This window comes from Campylobacter concisus, assembly GCF_001298465.1.
GTDB lineage: Bacteria > Campylobacterota > Campylobacteria > Campylobacterales > Campylobacteraceae > Campylobacter_A > Campylobacter_A concisus.
On sequence record NZ_CP012541.1, the window covers coordinates 876,992 to 899,953 of the forward strand.

Sequence of the window (22,962 nt, forward strand, 5' to 3'; positions counted from 1 at the left end):
ATTTTATGAAAATAGCTGAAATTTATAAAATTTTAGATGAAATTTGCCCGTTTGCGAGCCAAGAGTCCTGGGACAATAGTGGCCTACAAGTTGGCTCATTTGATAGCGAATTTGAGCGAATTTATCTAAGTCTTGATTTAGATAGCAAACTTTTGCAAAGTGTATTGCCAAATTCGCTCATTATCACTCACCATCCACTCATTTTTAAGGGGCTAAAGAGCCTGGACTACAGCCTTTATCCAAGCTCACTCATAAGAGAGATGATGATAAAAGATATCTCGCTCATCTCGCTTCACACAAATGCTGACCTTGCATTTTTAAATGAAAAATTTGTAACGCAGGTTTTGGGGCTAGAAATTTCAAGCAAAGAGGGTTTTTTGATCTATGCTGATGTGAAGATGAAATTTAGCGAGCTTTGTGAATTTGTAAAAGAAAAACTTGGGCTAGAAAATTTAAGAGTAGTTCATGCAAAAGATGAAATTTTTAAAATTTGTATCTGCACTGGAAGCGGCGCAGATCTCATACAAGAAGTCAAAGCAGATACCTTTTTGACAGGCGATCTAAAGTATCACCAAGCTCTTTATGCAAAGGAAAACGGGCTAAATTTAATCGATATAAATCACTATGAAAGTGAACGTTATTTTGGTGATTTTTTAGCAAAATATTTGCAAAATCTAAAAATTGAAGTTATAATACGCAATTCTAAAAATCCATTTACATATTGCTAACAAAAAAAGGAAACATTATGAATAAATACTTACAACAATTAGTTGAATTATCTGATCTTGATAAACAAATAGATGGCTTTATACCACGCATTCAAGACATAGAAAAGGCTTATAAAAATATAGAAGAAGAGTGCGAAACCATAACGGTTAATATAGAAAGACTAGATGAAGAGGTAAATGACCTAAAATCTCAAAAATCAGGCACAAATGCTCATATTGCCGAGTTTAGTGCAAAGATAAAAGATGTAGCCAAAAAAAGCTCAAGTGCAAAAAGTGAAAAGGAGATAAAAGCTCTAAGTCTTGAAGAAGATATTGCAAAAGAGCAACTTGAGGCTGCAAATGAAGAGATTGCTAGACTTGAGAAGCTAATAGATAGTAAAAATAGTCAAAAAGATGAGCTTGGTGCAAAAAAAGCTGAACTTGAAGAGAATTTAAAAAATATAAAAAGCAAAACTTCATCTGAACTTGAAAATATCGGGAAAGAACGTGAAGAAGTTTATGCTAAAAAAGACAAGCTTATCGCCACTATGAATCAAAAAATTCTCGCATTTTATGAAAAAATTAGAAAATGGGCTCATAATACGGCTGTTGTTCCTGTAAAAAAACAAGCTTGTTATGGTTGCTTTATGCAGATAAACGACAAAACTTTCTCTGCTGTTATCAAGGGCGAAGATATCGTTACATGTCCGCATTGTGGCAGAATTTTATACAAACAAGAGCAATAACACATTTCGTGATAATAATATATTACTTTCTAGCCTCAATACTCTATCTCTTTGGGGCTATCTTTTTATTTTTTTTAAGTTTTAAAAAAAAGTATCACAAGTCGATTCCAGCACGTTTTTTCCTCTTTAATAATCCAAAATTTCAAGATGCAGATGTACATTTTCACGCTTGCTCATTTGGCGAGGTGCAAGCACTCAAGCCTTTGATGCAAAAATTTGATAGTAAAGCTATAAGTGTGGTGACAAATACAGGCTTTGAAGCGGCAAGTAAAATTTGCTCTAACACGAGATTTTTACCGTTTGAAATTTTCTTGCCATTTTGGCTAAAAAAGAGCAAAATTTTAGTAATTTTTGAGGCTGAGCTTTGGCTTATGCTAGTTTTCATGGCAAAGCTAAAAGGCAGCCGCGTGATACTGATAAACGCTAGAATTTCAGATAGAAGCTACAAAAGCTACTTAAAATTTGGCTTTTTTTACAGATATCTTTTTAAATTCATAGATAAAATTTACGCTCAAAGTGAGCTTGATAAAGAGAGGCTAAAGTCGCTTGGTGCAGATGAAATAGAGGTCGTTGGCAACATAAAGGCTGCGTTTTTGCCAAGCGTGAGTAAAATTTATGAAAAGCCAAAAGCTAGAGTGATCGTGCTGGCAAGCACGCATTTGGGCGAAGAAGAGATGATTTTGCAAAATTTAAATTTAAAAGAAAATGATCTTTTAATCATCGCACCACGCCATCCTGAGAGGTTCGCAGAGGTTGAGAAGATAGCAGGCGACTATGCTAAAAAGCATGACTTTAGCTTTGCGAAATTTAGTCAAACGTATAAATTTGAAGCTAAAGTAAATTTGCTTGACACTTTAGGTGAGCTTGTAAATGTCTATGCTATTAGCGATATAGTCGTGCTTGGAGGCAGTTTTGCGCCAAATATCGGTGGGCATAATCCAATCGAGTGCGCACAATTTAACCCAGTGATAATAAGTGGCGAGTTTATATTTAACCAAAAGGTGTTATTTAGCCTAGTTGAAAACATCTATATTGCAAAAGCAAGCGAGATCAGTGGCATAATAGATAGTGATGCTAAAAAGAGCAAGATCGCCGTGCAAGCAAGTACTGATGCGATCATAGAAGATATAAGGAGCACTTTATGAGCGAAGAAAAAGCGTATAAAATTTTAGCCAAACAAAAAAATATCTCAAACAACGAGGCAAAGGAGCTAATAGATAGCGGTCTAGTCTATGCTAAAGGCCAAAAAGTGATGATAGCTCGAGCACTAATGAGTGAAAATACCAAATTTAGCGTCGAAGAGATGCCAAAGCCAAGCATTATTTTTGAAGATGAAAATTTAATAGCAATCAGTAAGCCAGCTGCCATAACTAGTGAAAAAATTAGTCAAATTTATAAATTTCCACTCCTTCACAGGCTCGATAAGGACACAAGCGGCGTGTTGCTTCTTGTAAAAAATGATGAATTCGCAGCACTTGCCATAAATGAATTTAAAAAGATGAAGGTTGAGAAAATTTACGTGGCCGCAGTTAGGGGCATCATGAGCGAAGAAGTGGTCGTAAATGAGCCAATCTTAACGATTAAAAATAAAAATGGCGCCATTTCAAAGATATCAAAAGATGGCAAAGAGGCGATCAGTGAAATTTCACCTCTCATGGTTGTTGGCAAAAAAACGCTGGTAAAAGTTGCCATAAAAACAGGCAGAACGCACCAGATAAGAGTGCATTTGGCTAGCTTAAATTTACCTATCGTTGGCGATGAGAAATACGGCAAAAATAGGGCAAATAGAATGTTTTTGCATGCCTATTCTATTGCTCTTTTAAACTATAAATTTAAAGCGCCGATCCCAAGAGAATTTAATGCTCTTGGATTTGAGCTATCTAATAAATTTGAAATTTAAAGAGCAATAAAGAAATTATTTAGTAATATACGCCCTTTAATAACAACTTAGAAAGGTGATTAGTGTTCGAACAAATTAGCGAGTCTTTTAGATTAGCCGTTAGCAAGATACGTTTTGTAGATGACGAAAAAGCTCTAAAAAACGCACTTGACGTGCTTAAAAAAGCTCTTTTAAAAGCCGATGTTCACCACAAAGTCACCAAAGACCTACTCACATCTATCGAAAGCGAACTAAAGCAAACTGGCGTTGGCCAAAAGAATTTCTTGGATGCGATCAAGTCAAATTTAACGACTATCTTAACAGCTCCTGGCAATCAAGGCTTTGTCTATGCACCAGTTGCACCGACCATTGTTTTGATGGCTGGTTTGCAAGGTAGTGGTAAAACAACGACAACTATCAAGCTTGCAAACTATCTAAAATTAAGAAAGAAAAAAGTTTTAGTTGCGGCTTGTGACTTGCAAAGATTAGCAGCAGTTGAGCAGCTAAGACAGCTCTGCGTTGCAAATGAGATCGATCTTTTCTTTATAGAAAATGAAAATAATCCTATAAAAGTAGCAAAAGAAGCACTAGAAAAAGCAAAAAGTGGCCTTTATGATGTGCTTTTGGTGGATACCGCTGGTCGTCTTGCGATCGATGAAAAGTTGATGCAAGAGATAAAAGATGTAAAAAATGCTATAAATCCATATGAAATTTTCTATGTAGCTGACGCTATGAGCGGACAAGATGCTGTAAAAACAGCTACAAGTTTTAATGAAATTTTAGGAATTTCTGGAGTTATCCTTTCTAAATTTGACTCTGACTCAAAGGGCGGCGTAGCTATCAGTATCGCTAAACAGCTAAATATTCCACTTAGATTTGTCGGTATTGGCGAGAAAGTAGCCGATATCGAGAGCTTTATACCAGACCGTATCGTAAGCCGTATAATGGGTGAGGGCGACCTAGCTACTTTGGTCGAGAAGACATCGACTATTATTGATGAAAAAGAGGCAAAACGTCTAAATCAAAAGATAAAAAAAGGTCAGTTTAACTTTAATGACTTTTTAGATCAAATGGAAAGTGTTAAAAAGCTTGGCAGTATGAAGTCTTTGATGGGGATGATACCTGGGCTTTCAAACATAGCAAATCAGATAAAAGATATAGATCTTGATAATTCAAAAGAAATTTTACATATTAAGGCTATGATAAACTCTATGACGCAAAAAGAGCGTGAAAATCCTGAACTTTTGAATAATAGTAGAAAAAGACGTTTAGCGGCTGGTTCCGGACTTTCTCAGATAGAGGTAAATCGATTTTTAAAGCAGTTTGAAAATGCCTCAAAACTTGCTAAGAAATTTTCAGGAAAAGGTGGAGCAAAAGGACTTGCAAATATGCTTTCTCAAGCAAATTTAAAAAGACCTGTTTGATAAAAGGGTTTAAATTTGGATATTTGTTATCTAAATTTAAGCTTTATTTAAAAACAAGAGGAGAAATATAATATGGCAACAGTAGTAAGACTAACAAGAATGGGACGCAAAAAAAGACCTTTTTATCGTATAGTTGTTACAGATAGCAGAAAAAGACGCGACAGCGGTTGGATAGAGAGCATTGGTTATTACAACCCTATGGTTGAGCCAAATGTTATAAATTTCAACAAAGAGAGATTAGACTACTGGAAAAGCGTCGGTGCTAAACTTAGTGACAGAGTTGCACAAATTACAAAATAATGGTTGAAAATTTTTTATACGAATACGCCAAGCTGATAGCTGATTTTCCTGAAAAGGTGACTATTGAGCGTCAAGAGCTTGGTGAAAATTTTGTTGAAATTATCATAAATGCTGATAAGATTGATACTGGAAAACTTATCGGTAAAGACGGTAAAATGATAAATGCTATAAAGACCGTTATTATTGGTTGCAAAGCCAAAGATAATACAAGCTATAGGGTAACGGTAAAAGCTATTGAATAGTGATATTGTTGAAGTCGCTACTATCGGAAGATGTGTTGGTTTAAGGGGTTATTTAAAACTTCACAACAAGAGCGACTTCCCAGAGCAATTTAAAAAAGGTGCAACCTTTTTTGACAAAAACAATGATCAGCTCACTATAAAAGACTATAACAGACAAAAAGAGCTGGTTTTGTTTGAAAATTTTGATGACTTAGACCTTGCTAAGACACTTGTAAATAAAACTATCTACACCACAAAAGAACTCACTAGAAAAAACTGCAAATTAAAAAAAAATGAATTTTTTCAGTTTGATATTATTGGCTTAAAAGTTATAGAAAATGGTGAAATTTTGGGTATTGTAGAAGATATCCAAGATAATTTTGCAAATTCACTTTTATGCATAAAAACAGATGAAAAGCTTATTATGAGCGGCAATCCAAAGAATTTTTACATTCCATATTTAGAGCATTTTATTATAAGTGTAAATTTAGATAATGAAGAGATTTTGGTAAAAGGTGCTATAGCTATTTTAGAAAATTCATGAAATTTACATTTATTACACTTTTTGAAAATTTAGTTAAACCTTATTTTAGTGATTCTATTTTAAAACGTGCAATTGGTAATAAATTTATCGAAATTGATTTTATAAATCCAAGGAATTTTACCAAAGATAAGCATAATAAAGTCGATAATTATATGATAGGAGGTGGAGCAGGGCTTTTGATGTTTCCACAGCCTTTGGATGAGTCGATCAAATTTCTAAAAGAAAAAGATAAAAATGCTCATGTGATATTTTTAACGCCAGCTGGTAAAAAATTTAATCAAAATGATGCAAAGAGGCTTTCTAAAAAAGATCACATTTGTTTTGTTTGTAGTAGATATGAAGGCCTTGATGAACGAGTTGTTGAGCTTTGGGCAGATGAAGTTTTTTGTATAGGTGATTTTATTTTAACTGGCGGTGAGCTACCCGCACTTTGTATGAGCGACGCTATATCAAGAAATATTCCTGGGATTTTAGGAAATGATATGAGTCTTGAAGTGGAGAGTTTTGAGGATAATTTGCTTGAAGCTCCATCTTTTACAAAACCTGATAATTTTAAATCTCTCTTTGTAGTTTCAGAGTTTTTAAAGGGTAATCATGCTAGAATCCACAACTTAAAAAACAAGATGGCTCACTGCAAAACAAGGTACTTTCGCCCTGATTTATATCAAAAGCTAAAGCCACATAAATAAGGAAAAACATGAGAAATAAATACATTGAAGCGTTTGAAAATGCACAAATTGCTAGTAAGAATATCCCTGACTTCCGTGCAGGTGATACATTGCGTGTGGCTACTCGTATTCATGAGGGCGACAAAACAAGAATTCAAAATTTTGAAGGTATTTGTATAGCTAGACGCGGTAGCGGTACTGGCGAAACATTTATTATCAGAAAAATTGGTGCTAATAGTGTCGGTGTTGAGAGAATTTTTCCAATCTTTAGTGACTCAATTGAAGAGATAAAGGTTCTTAGAAAAGGTCGTGTTAGAAGAGCTAAATTATTCTATCTACGTGACCTTCGTGGTAAAGCTGCTAAAATCCGCGAACTTAGAAAATAATTCTACTATCTGTCCTGAAGTCTATTCAGGACTTTTAATCTTCTTTTTAAATTTAATTTTTTTAATTTTTTTTGTTTTTTAATATTAAAATATCTATTTATTTTTATTGTTTTTACCGCTAGTCTATAAAAATTTAAAATATATACTAAATTTATTTATTTTCTACTTCTTCTTATTTGTATACCAAAATAAAAAAATAACACAACAAAGAATTACTCCAAGCATTATTGATACAACTATCATGGTAGCATTTTTAGTTTCATTAAATGGCAAGCCTTGTGTATTCATACCAAAAAAACCAGTTATCAGATTTAGTGGTAGCATTACAGCCGATATCATTGTTAAAATGTAAATGTTTTGATTGATTTTGTCGTTTTTTATACTTTGTATAAATGTATAAATATCATCGATTCTACAGGCATATTCATTAGCCATTGTTCTAAAAACATTTGCCTCATGAGTACTATTTTTAAGCTCTTTTTTTAAATTTTGTTGCTCGCTTTGACAAATCGAAAGTGTCTCATAAAAGTGAGATATCTTGTTTTGAAATTTTCTAATCTCATATTTTAGAAAGTGGTGTCTTTTGATAAATTGATTAAAGTTTTTTCGACTAGCATAAATTTTTTCATACTCGTTTAGCTCATCTTGATGTTCTAAAATTTTGTTTGCATATTCATTACATAGTTTTTTAAGAGCCGCTTCAAACTCGTTTTTATCGCATTCGTGATCAAAATCTTCTTTATAAATTTTGCCATTTTTAAATAAAAATTTATAGCTTTGCTTTTGTGTGAAAGAAACAAGCAAAATATAGTCGTATTCATCGCCATAGAAATATCCACAAACTGAACTTTTATAGCTCATTTTTTGCCCTTTTAGCATAAAAATTTTTCTTAAATTTAGCAAATTCGCCTCTTTCTATTGCCTCTCTCATCTCTTTCATTAAATTTAGATAGTAGTGCAGGTTGTGAAGGCTTACTAGCCTAAAAAATGTGAGCTCTCTTGCCTTAAAAAGGTGATTTAAGTAGCCTCTGGAGTAGCGTTTGCAGGTATAGCACTGACACTGCGGGTCAATTGGCGCGTGGTCGTTTATAAATTTGGCTGATTTTATATTTATCTTGCCAAAGCTAGTAAAGAGCGTGCCGTTTCTTGCATTTCTTGTTGGCATGACGCAGTCAAACATATCAACGCCTCGCTCCACGTTTTCCACGAGATCTTCAGGCGTACCAACGCCCATTAGATAACGCGGCCTTAGCTCATCCATAAATGGCATAACCGCCTCAACAGTGTCATACATCGCCTCATTGCTCTCGCCAACGCTTAGCCCTCCTATCGCAAGGCCATCAAATGGCAGCTCATTTAAAGCTTCGGCGCAAAATTTACGTGCTTCATAATCAGTGCCTCCTTGAACGATGCCAAAGATATTTTGCTCTAAGCCAACGCCTTTACTCTGCATAAATTTATGATAATCAATCGCCTCTTTTGCCCATTTTATCGTTCGTTTTATGCTTAGATCGATCCTTTTTGGCTCAGCAGGCAAGGCGACTAGATCATCAAGTATCATCATAATGTCGCTACCTAGATCGTACTGTGTGTCAAGGACGGATCTTGGCGTGAAGTAGTGCATACTGCCGTCGATATGGCTTTTAAATTTTATCCCGCAATCATCGTTTTTGGTGTTTGATCTAAGCGAAAATGCCTGAAATCCGCCGCTATCTGTTAAAAACGAGCGCTCAAATTTAGAAAATCCATGAAGTCCGCCAAACTCGCGCACGACCTTGCTACCAGGGCGCAGATACATGTGGTAAGTGTTTGCTAAGATTATCTTTGCGTCTAAAATTTCACTCATATCAAAGGCGTCTAAGCTTTTAACCGCGCCAACCGTGCCAACTGGCATGAAAACTGGCGTTTGTATCACGCTGTGGGCAGTTGTTAGGATACCACGCCTTGCATTTCCATCTTTTTTTATAACTTCAAATTTCATCTAAATCCTTAAAATTTTTGATTTTTTATTTTAACAAAATTTATAATATAATCCAGAAATTTTAAGGCAAAGGAACTTTTTGCAAAAGAGAAATGATATCGTTTTTACCGAAGCAAACGGTACTGCGACCATAAAATTTGCAGGCGAGTTTAGCTACAAAGAGGCTAAAAATTTACAAAGCATTTTTAAAAAAATTCAAAAGTTTAACGGCAATGTTAAATTTGACTTTAGCGAGCTAAAGAGCATTGATTACGCTGTTTTGATCCTTTTAAAAAACACGCTAAATGGCAAGAAATTTGAGATCGTCACAAATGACGCCAAGATAAAGGCGATGGGCGATCTTTTAAATGACGAGAAGATCGATTTTAACTACATGCCACCGCACAATAGCCTAAATTTTTTCTCACGCTTGGGAGAGAAAATTTGCGAGGGATTTGTAAATTTGCTTGAGTTTGGCTCGTTTTTGGGCGAGTTTTTGATAAAAAGCGTTAGGATTTTATTTAATCCTACAAATTTAAGGTTTAGAGAATTTAGCAACTACATGAAAGATGGCGGTGTAAATGCCGTTTTCATCGTATCACTCACCGCTTTTTTGATAGGCGTCGTGCTCGCATATCTTGGTAGTGCTATGCTTGCAAGTTTTGGGGCAAGTATATTTATAGTCGAGATCATGGGGATGCTGACGCTTAGAGAAGTGGCTCCACTCATAGCTGCTATCGTCGTGGCAGGCAGGTCAGCCTCAAGTTTTACCGCGCAAATTGGCGCTATGAAGCTAACTGAAGAGATTGATGCGATGAAGACGATGGGCTTTGAGCCCTTTAACTTCTTGGTGCTGCCACGCATCATCGCCATGGTGCTTTGCGTGCCTGTCATCATCTTTATAGCAGACGGGATAAGCATTTTAGGGCAGATGATCATTTGCCAAACTATACTTGATATCAGTTTTAGCGACTATCTAAATAGATTTCGTGAGATGGTCGAGCTTAGGCACTTTGCTGTTGGCATGATAAAAGCGCCGTTTTTTGGTGCTGTAATAGCGATCATTGGGTGCATGAGGGGGTTTGGCGTTAGTCAAAATGCTCAGAGTCTTGGAGCAATGACTACTGTTAGCGTTGTAAATGCGATATTTTGGGTCATCGCGCTTGACGCGTTTTTCGCGATAATTTTTATGTGGCTAAAAATATGAATGAGATAATAGTTGGAAAAAATATAACGACAAGTTATGGCGATAAGATAATGCACGATAATGTGAGCTGGAGCATTAAAGAGGCTGAGATTTACGGCTTTTTAGGCGGTAGTGGTGCTGGTAAAACGACGCTTATGAAGACGATGATATATCTAAAAAAGCCAAGCGAGGGCGATATATTTTTTGACGGTGTTAATATGTGGAAAAGTAGTCAAGAGGAGCAGCAAGAGATAAAGCTAAAAAGTGGGACGATGTTTCAGTTTGGAGCACTTTATAGCTCAATGACAATACTTGATAACGTGGGTGTTTTGCTTCATGAGTACTCTAAATTTAACAAACGTCAGATTGATGAGATAGCGATGTTTTGGATACAAAAAGTCGGACTCAAAAAAGAGGTCTCGATGCTTTATCCAAGCGAGCTAAGTGGTGGTATGAAAAAGCGTGCTGCGCTAGCAAGAGCTTTGGTTTTAAGTCCAAGGGTGCTATTTTTAGATGAGCCAAACAGCGGCCTTGATCCTGTTAGCTCGCGTCAGATGGACGCGCTCATAAAGGAGCTTCGTGATAGCATCGGAGTAACCGTCGTTATGGTGACGCATGATGCCGATAGCATTTTTGATATTTTGGATAGATTTTTGATAATAGATAACAAAAAAATAGCCTTTGAGGGAGATATAAAAGAGCTTGAATATCTTAAAAACAACCCGCTTGAAGAGCTATTTAAAATGAGGAAAAAGTAGATGGAAAATAGAAATTCTTATACCATTGTTGGCATGTTTTTCATAGCCTGCCTTACAGCTTTTGCGATATTTATCTGGTGGATGACTAGTAAAAATAACACAAAGGTTGATTTTAAGGAGTATTACATCCACACGAGCGAGCTGCCAAGTGGGCTAAAGGTTGATTCTACGGTTAAATTTATCGGCGTGCCAGCAGGAAGCGTTAGTGATATAAATTTTGTCGATGACAAAAACGCTCTTATAAACATCACGATGAAGATAAGAGAAGATCTGCCTATAAAGGCTGATAGCATAGCAAGTATCGAAGTTCAGGCAATTAGTGGTGTGGCTAGTATAAATATAAGCCGAGGCACGAAGGATTTTAAACCAGGTGATAAGCCTATTTTAAAGCTTGAAGAGAGCCTTCTTTCAAAGCTTGGAAACAACGCTGAAAACATCACTTTAAAGATAAATCAAACCCTTGATAAAGTTGATGGCTTTTTCTCGGCTGAAAATATCGCTCACATCGAGTCAATCCTAAGAAATATCGATAAATTTACACAGGTTTTAACCGATGAAAATGGTCTAAGCGAGGTTGATAGCATCGTTAAAAATGTAAAAAATTTCACCGATAGCTTAAACAAAACCGACACAAAAGAGCTTGCTAAAAATTTAAACAAGCTAATTGCTAGTGCAAATTCAGTTTTTGTTTCAGCAAATTCAGCCGTCAGTGGCTATAGCTCTCTTCAAGATATCGTCACTCAAAAGGTAAAAAACGGCGAGTATGACCTTAGAAATACGCTCTCACCACTACTTAGAGAGGCTAGCGAGTTTTTAAATGGATTTGACAAGACGCTTCGTGAGTTTAGGGGTGCGCTCCAAAGACTTGAAGATAATCCTTACGAGTTTTTCTTCACAAATCCAGTGCCAAATGACAAAGGAGATAAAAAATGAGAAATTTAATCTTTTTAGCAGCTGCGTTTTTATTTTTTGGCTGCTCGCTAAAGACCGACGTGCCAGTGGCAACTATGTATGAAATTCACTACTCAAACAAAGAGTGCTCGGCTGAAAATAAGCAAAAAGAGCTTAAAAATGTCTTCATAGAAAACGTAAGCGCCCTTGATATGGTTGATACCAGAAAGATCCTAATCGTCGCTGAAAACAACAAGATAAGATACCTAAGTGACGCTAAATTTGTATCAGAGCCAAGCGAGATGATCTATAAATCGCTCGTAAAAGGGCTTTACTCAAACTGCGCTGCAAAGCCTATATTTTCACCAAATGCAAAGGATCTTAGGCTAAAAGTTAGTATCATCTCACTTCAAATAAGAGGCGACAAAGCCGAAGTTTCGCTAGCTTACGAGCTATTTAACGCAAACGCCTCGCTAAAATCAGGCATGATTACAAAAGAAATTTTTTGTCCAGATCCAAGCTCAAGTACTATTTTTGATACGATAAATAAGGCTACAAATTTAGCAATAGATACGCTAATCTCTGAAATAATCTCTTAAATTTTCTTGGCTGTAAATTTTTAAATTTATAGCCAGAATAGCTTATTTTAAAGACCTTTTGTTATAATGTGAGCTTTAAAATACGGAGAATTGATGAAGAAAATTTTAATAATCGCAGATGGAACTTTCGCAAGAAATTTTTTAAACAGACTGCTTGAAACAAAATCAAATTTACATCACTATATCGTTGTTTCAAGTGAGGATTACAGCCAAAAATCAAATTATGAAAATTTTACATTTCACCAGTTTGATCCAACTAGCCTCTCAAAGCTAAAAAGCGTGAGCGATGGCTATTTTAGTCAGTTTTGTATAGTTTGCGATGATAAAAATGAGGCGGTTGCTGTTTATGAAAATTTAAGACAGATCAGCACAAAGACCGAGACTGTTTTTATGAGCTCGTGGGAGCTTGATGAAAAATGCAAAGAAATATTTGCAAGCGATAAACACTTAAGCGTGGTTGATATCAGAGATATTGCAGCATCAAGGCTTATGGACTATTTACCAGATCTGCCGGTTTTAGCCGATAATATCGGGCTTAGTGAGGGTGAGATCATGGAAGTTAAGGTGCCAATAGGTAGCTCTTATATGTATCGTCACATTAGCTCAGTAGCTCAAAAAAAATGGCGAATAGCTCTCATATATCGAGGCAGCGAGATCATCTTGCCAAAGCCAAATGTAATGATACAGCCAAGCGATATATTACTAATCGTGGGTGATCCAAATGTGCTTCAAAATGTTTACCGCTCGATCAAGCGTGAAAGTGGACAGTTTCCAAGTCCATTTGGTAGCAATATCTATGTGCTGATCGACATGATCTCAATGGATAAAGAACGTGTTAGCAAGCTCATAAAGGATAGCTTGTATTTGCATTCAAAGCTAAATAATAAACGCCTTTTTTTTAGAGTGATAAATCCAACTTTAGGTGAAAATTTAGATACTTTAAAAGCAATAAAAGAGAAAAATATCATTGTTTTGATGGATTATTTTAATAGTGATAACAAATCTATAAAATATGATGTTTTAAAGCACGACATCGGCCTAATCTTAAGCGATGATAAATACTTTTTTAAATTTAAAAAGCTATTTTATGAGCTAAAACTTCCAGTGCTAAAAACGGGTAAAATTTTGCTCTCAAATATAAAAGAGGGCGTTATACTAGGCGATCAAAGTCAAGAAGTGGAGAATCAATCAGCCGTGATAACAGACTGCTGTGCACAGCTTGATTTGGAGATGAAATTTTACTATTTTGATAATAAGCATAGCGATGATGAGGCGTTAAGAGAGCATTTTGAGAGCATTAGCGCGCTATTTTCTAAGCGTATAAAGATAGAAAATCACAATCTTAAAAATCCACTTGTAAAACTAAAAAATACAAAAGATCTGCTTCATTTTGTGATGTTTACTAAAAGCGTGGCAAATGGTGGGGCATTTGCCTTTTTATCAACAAATTTAAATAGACTTTATAAGAAGCTAAGCCAAAATGCACAGCTTTTTGTGCCAGTAAGTGAGTAAAAATGCAGATAAATTTAAATCTTAAAGAAAAAGCATCAAGCTATAAAATTTATATAAATGAGCTTGAGAGACTAGAGCTAAAAGGTAAAGTTGGCATCGTTACAAACGCTAAAGTAGCGGGGCTTCATCTTGAAAAGCTACTTAGTGTTTTGAAGTGTGATGAGAAATTTATCATAAGTGTGCCTGACGGCGAAGAGTATAAAAACCTTGAAACGGTAGAGCAAATTTTAGAGCATCTTTTTGTGAGTAAATTTGATCGCTCATCTACGCTAATCGCCTTTGGTGGTGGCGTCATAAGCGATATGACTGGCTTTGCGGCGAGCATCTATGAAAGAGGAATAAGCTTCATAAATATTCCAACTACGCTTCTAGCGCAAGTTGATGCAAGTGTGGGCGGAAAAACGGGTGTGAATAATAAATTTGGTAAAAATTTAATAGGCTCTTTTTATCAGCCAAAGGCAGTTTTTTGCGAGATAAATTTCTTAAAGACATTGCCAAAGAGAGAATTTGCAGCTGGCGTGGCTGAGGCTTTAAAAATGGCGATAACTTTTGATAAAGAGATGTTTGATTGGTTAAAGAGTGTAAATTTAGATGATGAAAATTTAGCCAAGCTAGTCGAAAAGTCGGTAATTTTAAAAGCAAAAGTGGTTGAACAAGATGAGAAAGAAAAAGGGCTAAGAGCCATCCTAAACTACGGACATACCTTTGCTCACGTTATAGAAAATGAGACAAATTATAAAGAATTTTTACACGGCGAAGCAGTGGCGATAGGTATGAATATGGCAAATCGCCTAAGCGTAAAACTAGGTCTCATGAGCGAGGTAGATGCCGAAGAGATCAGGCAGGTTTTGGTAAAATTTGGCCTTCCAGTAAACTACAAAATAGAAAATGAATATGCATTTTACGAGGCATTTTTTATGGATAAAAAGACAAAAGATGATAAGATAAATTTCATCATTGCAGATAAAATCGGCAGTGCGATCATCAAAAATGACGTCAAAAAAGAAGACGTTTTAAAAATTTTAAGAGAATTTAAATGAAAAAGATCCTAGTTTTAATACTTTTTTGCTTTGCCCTTTACGCTGAGGAGAACGTTACGCTTGAGCAAAATATCTCACAAAATTTACAAAATAATGAGCTTATAAAAGATATTTCAAATCTAGATAACTCCCTAAAAAACAATATCTGGATCACAAGATATGCTAACTATAACACTTATCAAAGGCTTATTGATGAGCTTGAAAAAAATGAAAATGAACTAAAAAAGCTAGATAAAAGCTCAAGAAGAGGCAGTGATATCATAAAGAGAATCCAAACTCTAAAAGAGCAGATAAATTTACTAAAAGAGTATGAAAAAACGCCATTTTCAAATATGCTAGCAGCTCCTGAAATGGATACTCCACCAAGGATAACAAGTCCTGTTGCACTTATATCTGGCTTTTCGTATATCAAAAAGATAAAGAGCGATAAGATCGAGTATCAAAGGCATATAAAAGAGCTTGATACGCTTTTAGAAAAGCTTGAAACAAAAGAAAATTTACTAAATAGACTAAATTTGATCGAAGAAAATGAGCAAAATAGAGAAAGCCTAAACTTGGTAAAACAAGAAATAGGCGACTTTAAAGCGGCAAAACAGATCGCTGATACAACTTATAATGTCTATGAAAAAAGAGCTGATGAGGCTATAAATTTAACCACCTCTGATATAAAAGCTCAGTTTTTAAGTATGGGCTATACGGCTATCATCATTCTTTTAACGATCGGACTAACATTTATCGCTAAATTTATCGTTAAAAGAACGATTACCGATAATGAGAGATTTTACACGGTCAATAAATTTTTAAACGTTTTAAATATCACCATTATCATCATAATCTTACTTTTTTCGTATATCGAAAACGTCACATATCTAGTAACCGTGCTAGGTTTTGCCTCAGCTGGTATCGCCATTGCGATGAAAGATATGTTTATGAGTATGCTTGGCTGGATGGTGATCATGTTTGGTGGCTCTATACATGTTGGTGACAGGATCAGGGTGCTTCATGATGGTAGTGAATTTGTAGGCGATGTGATCGATATTTCTTTGCTTAGGCTGACTGTTTTTGAGGATGTTAGTTACTCGACTTATAAGACAAACCGCCGTGCAGGTAGAATTATCTTTGTGCCAAATAACTATATCTTTACCGACCTCATCGCAAACTATGCTCATTATGGTATGAAGACCGTTTGGGATGGTATAGATATCGTTATAAGCTTTGATAGTAATCATAAAAAGGCTGTGTATTTAGCAAGAAATGTCGTTAAGAAATACTCAAAAGGCTACACTGATATCGCGAAACGCCAGATGAATAAACTAAGAAGCCAGTACAGCATCAAAAATCCAAATGTCGAGCCAAGAATTTATACGTTTTTTGAGCCTTATGGCATAAATATCTCATGCTGGTTTATGTCAAATTCCTATGCCACGTTGGCACTTAGAAGCACGATAAGTGCTGAGATCATCGAGGTTTTTTTGGCTCAAGATGATATAAAGATCGCTTATCCAACGCAAACCATGTTTGTAGGTAAAAAAGAAAATCCAAGCGATCATACCGCACACGGTGAGCAAGAGAGCGAAAATATTTGATGCAAAAGATATTTTTTAAAACATTTGGGTGTCGTACAAATATCTATGATACCGAGCTTTTAAAAAGCTACATCAAAGACTACGAGATCACAAATGATGAAGATGCTGCTGATATTGTCGTGATAAACTCTTGCACAGTCACAAATTCTGCCGATAGCGGCGTCAGAAACTACATAAACGGTGTAAAAAGGCGCGGGGCAAAGGTGGTGCTGACTGGATGTGGCGCGGTTAGTAAGGGCAAAGAGCTATTTAATAGCGGTATATTTGGCGTACTTGGAGCTAGTAAAAAGAGCGATCTAAATGAACTTTTAAAGCAAGAAAAGCCATTTTTTGAGCTTGGGAATTTAAACTCAGTCGATAAAAATATAGTTACAAATTACGAAAATCACACAAAGGCTTTTATAAAGATTCAAGAAGGCTGCAACTTTAGTTGCAGTTACTGCATCATCCCTTCGGTCCGCGGTAAGGCTAGAAGCATGGATGAGGCTATGATATTAAAAGAGGCAAGAATTTTAGCTCAAAACGGCTATAATGAGCTCGTACTAACCGGCACAAATATAGGCAGTTATGGCAAAGATACAAATAGCTCTCTTGGTAAGCTTTTGGCAAACTTAGGTAAAATTTCTGGCATAAGGCGCATTAGACTTGGAAGTATTGAGCCAAGCCAGATAGATGAGAGCTTTAGAGAAATTTTAAAAGAAGAGTGGCTGGAGCGTCATTTGCACATCGCACTTCAGCACACGAGTCAGGCGATGCTAAAGATCATGCGAAGACGCAATGACGCATTTAGTGATTTGGAACTTTTTAATGAGCTTAGCTCACTTGGCTTTGCCCTTGGCACGGACTACATCGTGGGTCATCCTGGTGAGAGTGATGAAATTTGGGTAGAGGCTGTGGAAAATTTTAAGAAATTTCCTATCACACATCTGCACGCTTTTGTATATTCACCAAGGCGTGATACGCACTCAGCTACGCTAAAAAGCGATGTTAGCGGCGATGTGGCAAAAAATAGGCTAAAAATTTTACAAGGCATTACTTTGCAAAATAATGAAAATTTTAGAAAAAAACATAACGGAGCTTTGAAAATTTTAGTCGAGCAAAAAAATGGTGAATTTTACGAAGGTTTTGATCAGTTTTACAACAAAGCTAAAATTTTAAGCCAAAAAGATATAACAAAAGAGTGGGTGGAGGTAAGCGAATATGAAGTTAAGCCAGATGCCAATTATGCAAAAATTTAAATTTAATAAAAAAAATATCCTAATAATCGCAGCTATCGCATTAATCAGCGTGCTGTTATTTGCCGTTAGCAAAGAGCCACGAAATATCACATATTCGCAATATATGCAGCTAATGGATGGAAATTTTATAGACCGCGCTGTAATCAATGATGATGAAGTCGTGCTTTATGCACAAAACAATCGTTTTTCAATCATAAAAGAGGGCATCGATCTAAAAGAGCTTATTAAAAAAGTGCCTGTTGAAAAGACTAAGCAATACATCACCCCTGGCATGATCTGGGGTTTTATCATCTTTGTCTGCTTTGTGCTTTGGTATGCTTATATCTTTAGAAGTATCAGGAAAAAAGAGGAGAGCTTGCTTAGCAAAAAAGAGGGTGCATTTGAGATAGAAAGCGTGCTAAATCAAAACACTATGCCAGTCATCTCAAATGTGAGATTTAGCGATGTGGCAGGTATTAGTGAGGTTAAAAGCGAGCTTAGCGAGATAGTTGATTTTCTAAAAAATCCACAAAAATATAGAAATTTTGGTATCAAAATGCCAAAAGGCGTGCTAATGATAGGCCCTCCAGGCGTTGGTAAGACGCTTGTGGCAAAGGCGGTTGCTGGCGAGGCAAATGTACCATTTTTCTATCAAAATGGTGCTAGTTTTGTGCAAATTTATGTTGGCATGGGTGCAAAAAGAGTAAGAGAGCTTTTTAGCAAAGCTAAGTCTTATGCTCCGTCTATTATCTTTATCGATGAGATAGATGCTGTTGGAAAGAGCAGGGGTGGTACTAGAAACGACGAGCGAGAAGCCACTCTAAATCAGCTACTAACCGAGATGGATGGCTTTGAGGACAACTCTGGCGTCATCGTAATAGCTGCTACAAATAGGATCGAAATGATCGACGAGGCACTACTTAGATCGGGTCGTTTTGATAGGAGAATTTTTCTTTCGATGCCTGATTTTAACGACAGAGTGGCTATTTTAAATACCTATTTAAAAGATAAAAAATGCGATGTTTCAGCCGAAGATATCGCTAGGATGAGCGTTGGCTTTTCAGGTGCGGCACTTAGCACACTTGTAAATGAAGCTGCGATAAATGCTCTAAGAAATAATGAGAGCGTACTAAAAATAAGAGACTTTGAGGCTGTTTTAAATAAGGTCTTGCTTGGTAAGAAAAAAGTACTAAGCTACAGCGAAAGTGAGAAAAAAATCCAAGCTGTCTATCAAGGTGCAAAGGCACTTAGTGCTTACTGGTTTGATGTGAAATTTGAAAAGATTTCACTTATAGAAGATCGCTTCATGGCAACAGAGCAAGAGATCGAGTCAAAATCACAGATGATCTCTCGTATAAAGGTGTTAATCGCTGGCATGTGTAAGCTTGAAATAGACGAAAATGATATTTTTTCAAACTCGAGCAATGATCTAAATTTAGCCAAAGAGATCGCATCAAAGATGGTTTATGAGTACGGCATGGGTAGCTCTTTTGTGCCAAATCCAAACGATGTAGAAGAAATTTTAAAACAAGCAAAAGAAGAGATTATGTCATTTTTAAAGGGGACAAACGAGCAGATCGCAAAGATCAGCTCATATCTGCTGGCCTACGAGAGCGTGGATAAAGAGACGCTAGCAAAAATTTTAAACGAAAACTATTAAAGGAGAAAAAAGTGAAAGCAAAAATAGGTATATTAACCCTTTCTGACCGTGCAAGCGAAGGCACATATGAGGACAAATCGGGCCCAGCGATCAAAGAGGTGCTTGATAGCTGGATAGTGAGCGAGCGTGAGTACTTTTACGAGGTTATACCAGATGAGTTTGAGCTGATAAAAGAGAGGCTTGTGTACATGGTGGACGTACTTGGCTGCGACCTTGTGCTAACTACTGGCGGTACAGGACCAGCGGTGAGAGACGTTACGCCAGAGGCTACTGAGGCAGTTTGCGAGAAGATGATGCCAGGCTTTGGCGAGCTAATGAGAGCTGCGAGCTTAAAATATGTCCCAACAGCGATCCTATCACGCCAAACAGCAGGCATAAGAGGCCATGCGCTCATCATAAATTTACCAGGACAGCCAAAGGCGATAAAAGAGTGCTTAGAGCCGGTATTTCCAGCGGTACCATACTGCATCGATCTTATAGAGGGTGCATTTATCGAGACTGATGAAAACGTGATGAAAGTTTTCCGCCCAAAACAAAAGAAAATCTCGTAAATGAGTTTGACAGATAGCCTAAATTTAAAAGCCACTGCCTTTGCAAATAGGTGGCGATTTGTTATTAAAATTTGGCTTGTTTTTTCTTTTTTATCCTATGCGCTGGCCTACTATCTTGGGTTAGAGGTTTTTGGCTTTATCTCTGCCATTTCTATCTTTGGCTGTGTTTGCCTGCTAGCCTTTAGCTCACTTCTTTGGTTTATCGCTAGCCTTGTATTTTTGCAACCTTTGGTATTTTTACTACTTGAAAAATTTGATGAAAGCATTACTGTTTATGCTTTAGCCTGCTCAATTTGGCTGCTTGGCTGGATCACTTTGTCGCTTGTGGTCGATGATAAATTTGCAAGACTGGGAAATGACATCTTGCTAAAGATCACTCGCATAGTTCTTGTTAGCGAGTTTGCCTTGCTATATTTTTTTAACTACAACAGCAGCTTTGACATAGAGACTTTAATAAAGTCAAATTTGACAAAGTCGCTGCTTTTAGTGCTAAACTCCTATATACTGCCATCGCTTTTGATGTTACTTATATTTGATATAAAAACATATATCGCTAGTAAAAATGAGTAAAATTTTATGTATTATTTTGCGTAATTTAAACTAAATTTAGCAGTTTTTGCTCTCTGCTATCTTTTTTATAAGCTCCAGATCGCCGTTCATTGCTAGGCTCATAAAACAAATGCCACTTGCACCAGCTTCTATGGCCTCTTTGTAGTTCCCGTCATCTAGTCCACCAAGTGCATAAATTTCTTTATCAAAGCTTTTTAGCTCGCTTATAAAATTTACCCCTTTTGGCTCTAAACCTGCCTTACTAGGAGTAGCAAATATATGAGAAGCTACGAGCACGTCAGCGATAGAGGCTGAAATTTTAGCTTGCTCTATGTCGTGAGCTGGAGCGTAAATTTTTGCTGTTTTTCTAAATTCATCTAAAAAAACGCCGTGATTTTTAAAAAAATCAAGCTGCGCCGAAATGAGCCAAAAGTCGCTCTTTAGCTTGCATGCTACGTCAAAAAATTGATTAATGATAAATTTCTTGCGGTAGTTTTCACAAATTTGAGCCACAACTCTAGCAAAGTCGTAAAATTTAGCCTCGTCTAACCCCTTTGCACGAAGCAAAATTTCATCCACGCCAGCCTTACAAAGTAGCTGTATCCTCTTTAAAAAGTCATCGCCATCATAGCTTTCAAAGTCGGCCACGCAGAGAATTTTAAACATAGACATACTCACTCATCAAGGGCTCTAAGCCGTTTGCTTTTATCATAGCTTTGATCTCGTCCACGCTTCTGTCGTCGCTTATCTCAAACTGCTCGTCGCCCTTTTTCTCTTCGCCGTGAGCGCCAATGCTTATTTTTACGCCAGCGCTTATCTTATTTGTGGCGATCTTTACGGCGTTGTTGCGAAATTTCGCCTTTTCTCTAGTTGAGATCGTTATGCTGGCCGTTGGCATAAAAATTCTATAAGCGCAGATCACTTGCAAAAGCTCGCGCTCGCCCACGTCGCGTGGATTGATGCGGTCGTTGTTTATGATGGGGCGAAGCCTTGGGCATGAAAATGCGATCTCGGCATGCGGATACTTTTTTTGAATGAGGCTCGCATGAAGTGCAGTCGAAAAGGCGTCAAGCCTAAAATCATCTATGCCAAGAAGTGCGGCAAAACCGACCCCTCTCATGCCTCCAAGAAGCGCTCGCTCTTGCGCATTTAAGCGGTATGGGAAGATTCTTTTGTTGCCACCAAGGTGGATTTTCTCGTATTTTGTGGGATTGTAGGTCTCTTGAAAGACAGTCACGTAGTCTGCGCCACTTTTGTGAAGCAGGGCGTAGTCGTCTGAATTTAGTGGATAAATTTCAACCCCAACGACTTTAAAAAATTTCTTTGCCAAAGCACAGGCGTTTGCGATATAGGCTACACTTGAGTTGGTCTCGCTCTCGCCTGTTAGGATCAAAATTTCCTCCAAGCCGCTTTTTGAAATTTCTCTTAGCTCTCTTGTGATCTCCTCGTCGCTTAGCTTTGCTCTTTTTATATTATTTTTAGCATTAAAACCGCAATAAACGCAGAGATTATCGCAATAGTTTGCTATGTAAAGTGGGGTAAAAAGTGTGATATTTGAGCCAAAATTTGCCCTTGTTTTTGCTTGGGCTAGCTGGGCTATTTGCTCTAAAAATGGTGCTGCAGCAGGCGAGAGTAGGGCTTTTAGGTTTTCAAGCGAGCAGTGCTTTGCATTAAGAGCTGCTTTGACGTCAGCTTCGCTGTAAATTGCAGGCTTGTAGCTCTCGCGCTCTTTTAAAATCTCATCCATAATGTCGTTGCCAACATCCTCCATGTGAGGTAGTAGCTGCATGTGATCGGTTTTAGTAAATTTCATCAGTCTAAAAATCCAGTGAGCGGTGATGAGGCATTTGCGCTTTTGCTCTTTGCACCAAGGCCTGCTAGGTAGGCGTTGCGACCAGCGATGATAGCCTCTTTGAAGGCTCTTGCCATGAGTGGGATATTTTTAGATGAGGCGATGGCTGTGTTTGCCATGATAGCAGCTGCTCCCATCTCCATCGCTTCGCACGCTTGTGAAGGCCTGCCTATGCCAGCATCAACTATGATCTGCGTATCAAGCTCATTTATCAAAATTTCAATAATATCTTTAAAAACTAGCCCCTGATTTGAGCCAATGGGCGCAGCTAGAGGCATTATACAGCTTGCTCCTACACTTAGCATCGCTCTTGCAGCGTTTAGATCCGGAAACATATAAGGCATCGGCACAAAGCCGTCATTTGCCAAGGCTTCGCAGGCTTTTATCGTCTCAGCGTTGTCTGGAAAGAGAAATTTAGAGTCAGTGATGATCTCTATCTTAACAAGCTCTCCACACCCAAGCTCACGTGCGAGCTGGGCGATACGAACAGCCTCTTTAGCGTTTCTAGCACCACTTGTGTTTGGCAAAAGCGTCACACCTTTTGGGATAAAGTCGAGTATATTTCGCTCTTTGCTCTCGTTTATGCGCCTAAGAGCAAGGGTTAGGATCTGCGCTCCAGCCTCGTTTATGGCTGAGTCGATGAGCTCGTGCGAGTACTTGCCAGAGCCAAGGATGAAGCGGCTTTGAAACTCCTTGCCGCCAAGGATCAAGCTATTATTTTGCAAC

At 37.2% G+C, this 22,962-nt stretch carries 26 protein-coding genes; 21 read left to right on the forward strand and 5 right to left on the reverse strand.

Annotated features, from left to right (window positions below; all coding sequences use genetic code 11):
• The first annotated feature begins 5 nt into the window (after positions 1-5).
• The 10 genes from CCON33237_RS04495 to rplS all read left to right on the forward strand — a co-directional run bounded on the left by CCON33237_RS04495 (position 6) and on the right by rplS (position 6,875).
• Complete coding sequence (locus CCON33237_RS04495; RefSeq protein ID WP_054196577.1) at positions 6-728, forward strand: Nif3-like dinuclear metal center hexameric protein; 723 nt, start codon at positions 6-8, stop codon at positions 726-728.
• A 17-nt stretch (positions 729-745) separates the two neighbouring features.
• Entirely contained in the window at positions 746-1,453 is a 708-nt protein-coding gene (locus tag CCON33237_RS04500) for a zinc ribbon domain-containing protein (protein ID WP_054196578.1), read from the forward strand.
• 8 nt (positions 1,454-1,461) lie between these two features.
• Positions 1,462-2,598: a lipid IV(A) 3-deoxy-D-manno-octulosonic acid transferase gene (gene waaA / locus CCON33237_RS04505; RefSeq protein WP_054197395.1), complete on the forward strand. Its 1,137-nt coding sequence runs from the start codon at positions 1,462-1,464 to the stop codon at positions 2,596-2,598.
• On the forward strand, positions 2,595-3,353 hold the full coding sequence (locus tag CCON33237_RS04510; protein WP_054196579.1) for an RluA family pseudouridine synthase: 759 nt from the start codon (positions 2,595-2,597) through the stop codon (positions 3,351-3,353). Before waaA ends, CCON33237_RS04510 begins: the two co-directional genes overlap by 4 nt.
• A gap of 62 nt (positions 3,354-3,415) precedes the next feature.
• Positions 3,416-4,756, forward strand: a complete 1,341-nt coding sequence (gene ffh / locus CCON33237_RS04515; RefSeq protein WP_054196580.1) for a signal recognition particle protein — start codon at positions 3,416-3,418, stop codon at positions 4,754-4,756.
• 72 nt (positions 4,757-4,828) lie between these two features.
• On the forward strand, positions 4,829-5,056 hold the full coding sequence (rpsP, locus tag CCON33237_RS04520; protein ID WP_009293992.1) for a 30S ribosomal protein S16: 228 nt from the start codon (positions 4,829-4,831) through the stop codon (positions 5,054-5,056).
• Complete coding sequence (locus CCON33237_RS04525; protein ID WP_054196581.1) at positions 5,056-5,298, forward strand: KH domain-containing protein; 243 nt, start codon at positions 5,056-5,058, stop codon at positions 5,296-5,298. Before rpsP ends, CCON33237_RS04525 begins: the two co-directional genes overlap by 1 nt.
• Positions 5,291-5,821 carry a ribosome maturation factor RimM gene (gene rimM / locus CCON33237_RS04530; RefSeq protein ID WP_054196582.1) on the forward strand — a complete coding sequence of 177 codons (531 nt, stop codon included), beginning with the start codon at positions 5,291-5,293 and terminating at the stop codon, positions 5,819-5,821. The genes CCON33237_RS04525 and rimM overlap by 8 nt, the downstream gene beginning before the upstream one ends.
• A complete protein-coding gene (gene trmD / locus CCON33237_RS04535) occupies positions 5,818-6,510 on the forward strand; it encodes a tRNA (guanosine(37)-N1)-methyltransferase TrmD (RefSeq protein WP_054196583.1) in 693 nt (230 codons plus the stop codon). The genes rimM and trmD overlap by 4 nt, the downstream gene beginning before the upstream one ends.
• Before the next feature lie 8 nt (positions 6,511-6,518).
• Positions 6,519-6,875 (forward strand): 50S ribosomal protein L19, encoded by a 357-nt coding sequence (gene rplS / locus CCON33237_RS04540; RefSeq protein WP_021090978.1) that lies wholly within the window; start codon positions 6,519-6,521, stop codon positions 6,873-6,875.
• 162 nt (positions 6,876-7,037) lie between these two features.
• Here the strand turns inward: rplS and CCON33237_RS04545 are convergent, their stop codons facing one another.
• Both CCON33237_RS04545 and tgt read right to left on the reverse strand, forming a co-directional pair.
• The gene (locus tag CCON33237_RS04545) at positions 7,038-7,736 is read right to left on the reverse strand and encodes a CorA family divalent cation transporter (protein ID WP_054197396.1); all 699 of its coding nucleotides are present in this window, start codon (positions 7,734-7,736) and stop codon (positions 7,038-7,040) included.
• A complete protein-coding gene (gene tgt / locus CCON33237_RS04550) occupies positions 7,726-8,856 on the reverse strand; it encodes a tRNA guanosine(34) transglycosylase Tgt (RefSeq protein WP_054196584.1) in 1,131 nt (376 codons plus the stop codon). The genes CCON33237_RS04545 and tgt overlap by 11 nt, the downstream gene beginning before the upstream one ends.
• A 79-nt stretch (positions 8,857-8,935) precedes the next feature.
• Here tgt and CCON33237_RS04555 point away from each other — a divergent pair, with 79 nt between their 5' ends.
• The 11 genes from CCON33237_RS04555 (at position 8,936) to CCON33237_RS04605 (ending at position 20,405) form a co-directional block, all read left to right on the forward strand.
• Complete coding sequence (locus tag CCON33237_RS04555) at positions 8,936-10,042, forward strand: MlaE family ABC transporter permease (RefSeq protein ID WP_054196585.1); 1,107 nt, start codon at positions 8,936-8,938, stop codon at positions 10,040-10,042.
• Positions 10,039-10,779, forward strand: a complete 741-nt coding sequence (locus CCON33237_RS04560; protein WP_054196586.1) for an ABC transporter ATP-binding protein — start codon at positions 10,039-10,041, stop codon at positions 10,777-10,779. Before CCON33237_RS04555 ends, CCON33237_RS04560 begins: the two co-directional genes overlap by 4 nt.
• Positions 10,780-11,712 (forward strand): MlaD family protein, encoded by a 933-nt coding sequence (locus tag CCON33237_RS04565; RefSeq protein WP_054196587.1) that lies wholly within the window; start codon positions 10,780-10,782, stop codon positions 11,710-11,712. It begins immediately after the preceding gene.
• Entirely contained in the window at positions 11,709-12,269 is a 561-nt protein-coding gene (locus tag CCON33237_RS04570; RefSeq protein WP_054196588.1) for an ABC-type transport auxiliary lipoprotein family protein, read from the forward strand. The genes CCON33237_RS04565 and CCON33237_RS04570 overlap by 4 nt, the downstream gene beginning before the upstream one ends.
• A 93-nt stretch (positions 12,270-12,362) precedes the next feature.
• Positions 12,363-13,781 carry a COG3400 family protein gene (locus CCON33237_RS04575; protein WP_054196589.1) on the forward strand — a complete coding sequence of 473 codons (1,419 nt, stop codon included), beginning with the start codon at positions 12,363-12,365 and terminating at the stop codon, positions 13,779-13,781.
• A gap of 2 nt (positions 13,782-13,783) precedes the next feature.
• On the forward strand, positions 13,784-14,821 hold the full coding sequence (gene aroB, locus CCON33237_RS04580; protein ID WP_054196590.1) for a 3-dehydroquinate synthase: 1,038 nt from the start codon (positions 13,784-13,786) through the stop codon (positions 14,819-14,821).
• A complete protein-coding gene (locus CCON33237_RS04585; RefSeq protein ID WP_054196591.1) occupies positions 14,818-16,407 on the forward strand; it encodes a mechanosensitive ion channel domain-containing protein in 1,590 nt (529 codons plus the stop codon). The genes aroB and CCON33237_RS04585 overlap by 4 nt, the downstream gene beginning before the upstream one ends.
• Positions 16,404-17,645, forward strand: coding sequence for a tRNA (N(6)-L-threonylcarbamoyladenosine(37)-C(2))-methylthiotransferase MtaB (gene mtaB / locus CCON33237_RS04590; protein WP_054196592.1), 1,242 nt, complete (start codon positions 16,404-16,406; stop codon positions 17,643-17,645). The genes CCON33237_RS04585 and mtaB overlap by 4 nt, the downstream gene beginning before the upstream one ends.
• On the forward strand, positions 17,608-19,284 hold the full coding sequence (locus CCON33237_RS04595; protein WP_390622033.1) for an ATP-dependent metallopeptidase FtsH/Yme1/Tma family protein: 1,677 nt from the start codon (positions 17,608-17,610) through the stop codon (positions 19,282-19,284). The genes mtaB and CCON33237_RS04595 overlap by 38 nt, the downstream gene beginning before the upstream one ends.
• Before the next feature lie 11 nt (positions 19,285-19,295).
• A complete protein-coding gene (gene mog, locus CCON33237_RS04600) occupies positions 19,296-19,835 on the forward strand; it encodes a molybdopterin adenylyltransferase (RefSeq protein ID WP_054196593.1) in 540 nt (179 codons plus the stop codon).
• On the forward strand, positions 19,836-20,405 hold the full coding sequence (locus CCON33237_RS04605; protein ID WP_054196594.1) for a hypothetical protein: 570 nt from the start codon (positions 19,836-19,838) through the stop codon (positions 20,403-20,405).
• 36 nt (positions 20,406-20,441) lie between these two features.
• On the opposite strand, the gene CCON33237_RS04610 is transcribed toward CCON33237_RS04605, so the two are convergent.
• Genes CCON33237_RS04610 through CCON33237_RS04620 form a run of 3 tightly spaced genes read right to left on the reverse strand, consistent with a single transcriptional unit; the run spans position 20,442 to position 22,961 of the window.
• Positions 20,442-21,056: a thiamine phosphate synthase gene (locus CCON33237_RS04610; protein ID WP_234402251.1), complete on the reverse strand. Its 615-nt coding sequence runs from the start codon at positions 21,054-21,056 to the stop codon at positions 20,442-20,444.
• Positions 21,043-22,197: a 2-iminoacetate synthase ThiH gene (gene thiH, locus CCON33237_RS04615; protein ID WP_054196596.1), complete on the reverse strand. Its 1,155-nt coding sequence runs from the start codon at positions 22,195-22,197 to the stop codon at positions 21,043-21,045. Before thiH ends, CCON33237_RS04610 begins: the two co-directional genes overlap by 14 nt.
• Positions 22,197-22,961, reverse strand: a complete 765-nt coding sequence (locus tag CCON33237_RS04620) for a thiazole synthase (RefSeq protein ID WP_054196597.1) — start codon at positions 22,959-22,961, stop codon at positions 22,197-22,199. Before CCON33237_RS04620 ends, thiH begins: the two co-directional genes overlap by 1 nt.
• Between the last annotated feature and the right edge of the window lies 1 nt (position 22,962).

Bases quoted from the DNA above. Each gene is read 5' to 3' on its own strand.
- CCON33237_RS04495 (WP_054196577.1), top strand. From the start codon at position 6: ATGAAAATAGCTGAAATTTATAAAATTTTAGATGAAATTTGCCCGTTT.
- CCON33237_RS04500 (WP_054196578.1), top strand. From the start codon at position 746: ATGAATAAATACTTACAACAATTAGTTGAATTATCTGATCTTGATAAA.
- CCON33237_RS04510 (WP_054196579.1), top strand. From the start codon at position 2,595: ATGAGCGAAGAAAAAGCGTATAAAATTTTAGCCAAACAAAAAAATATC.
- rpsP (WP_009293992.1), top strand. From the start codon at position 4,829: ATGGCAACAGTAGTAAGACTAACAAGAATGGGACGCAAAAAAAGACCT.
- CCON33237_RS04525 (WP_054196581.1), top strand. From the start codon at position 5,056: ATGGTTGAAAATTTTTTATACGAATACGCCAAGCTGATAGCTGATTTT.
- trmD (WP_054196583.1), top strand. From the start codon at position 5,818: ATGAAATTTACATTTATTACACTTTTTGAAAATTTAGTTAAACCTTAT.
- rplS (WP_021090978.1), top strand. From the start codon at position 6,519: ATGAGAAATAAATACATTGAAGCGTTTGAAAATGCACAAATTGCTAGT.
- CCON33237_RS04545 (WP_054197396.1), bottom strand. From the start codon at position 7,736: ATGAGCTATAAAAGTTCAGTTTGTGGATATTTCTATGGCGATGAATAC.
- tgt (WP_054196584.1), bottom strand. From the start codon at position 8,856: ATGAAATTTGAAGTTATAAAAAAAGATGGAAATGCAAGGCGTGGTATC.
- CCON33237_RS04560 (WP_054196586.1), top strand. From the start codon at position 10,039: ATGAATGAGATAATAGTTGGAAAAAATATAACGACAAGTTATGGCGAT.
- CCON33237_RS04565 (WP_054196587.1), top strand. From the start codon at position 10,780: ATGGAAAATAGAAATTCTTATACCATTGTTGGCATGTTTTTCATAGCC.
- CCON33237_RS04570 (WP_054196588.1), top strand. From the start codon at position 11,709: ATGAGAAATTTAATCTTTTTAGCAGCTGCGTTTTTATTTTTTGGCTGC.
- CCON33237_RS04575 (WP_054196589.1), top strand. From the start codon at position 12,363: ATGAAGAAAATTTTAATAATCGCAGATGGAACTTTCGCAAGAAATTTT.
- aroB (WP_054196590.1), top strand. From the start codon at position 13,784: ATGCAGATAAATTTAAATCTTAAAGAAAAAGCATCAAGCTATAAAATT.
- CCON33237_RS04585 (WP_054196591.1), top strand. From the start codon at position 14,818: ATGAAAAAGATCCTAGTTTTAATACTTTTTTGCTTTGCCCTTTACGCT.
- CCON33237_RS04595 (WP_390622033.1), top strand. From the start codon at position 17,608: ATGAAGTTAAGCCAGATGCCAATTATGCAAAAATTTAAATTTAATAAA.
- CCON33237_RS04605 (WP_054196594.1), top strand. From the start codon at position 19,836: ATGAGTTTGACAGATAGCCTAAATTTAAAAGCCACTGCCTTTGCAAAT.
- CCON33237_RS04610 (WP_234402251.1), bottom strand. From the start codon at position 21,056: ATGTCTATGTTTAAAATTCTCTGCGTGGCCGACTTTGAAAGCTATGAT.
- thiH (WP_054196596.1), bottom strand. From the start codon at position 22,197: ATGAAATTTACTAAAACCGATCACATGCAGCTACTACCTCACATGGAG.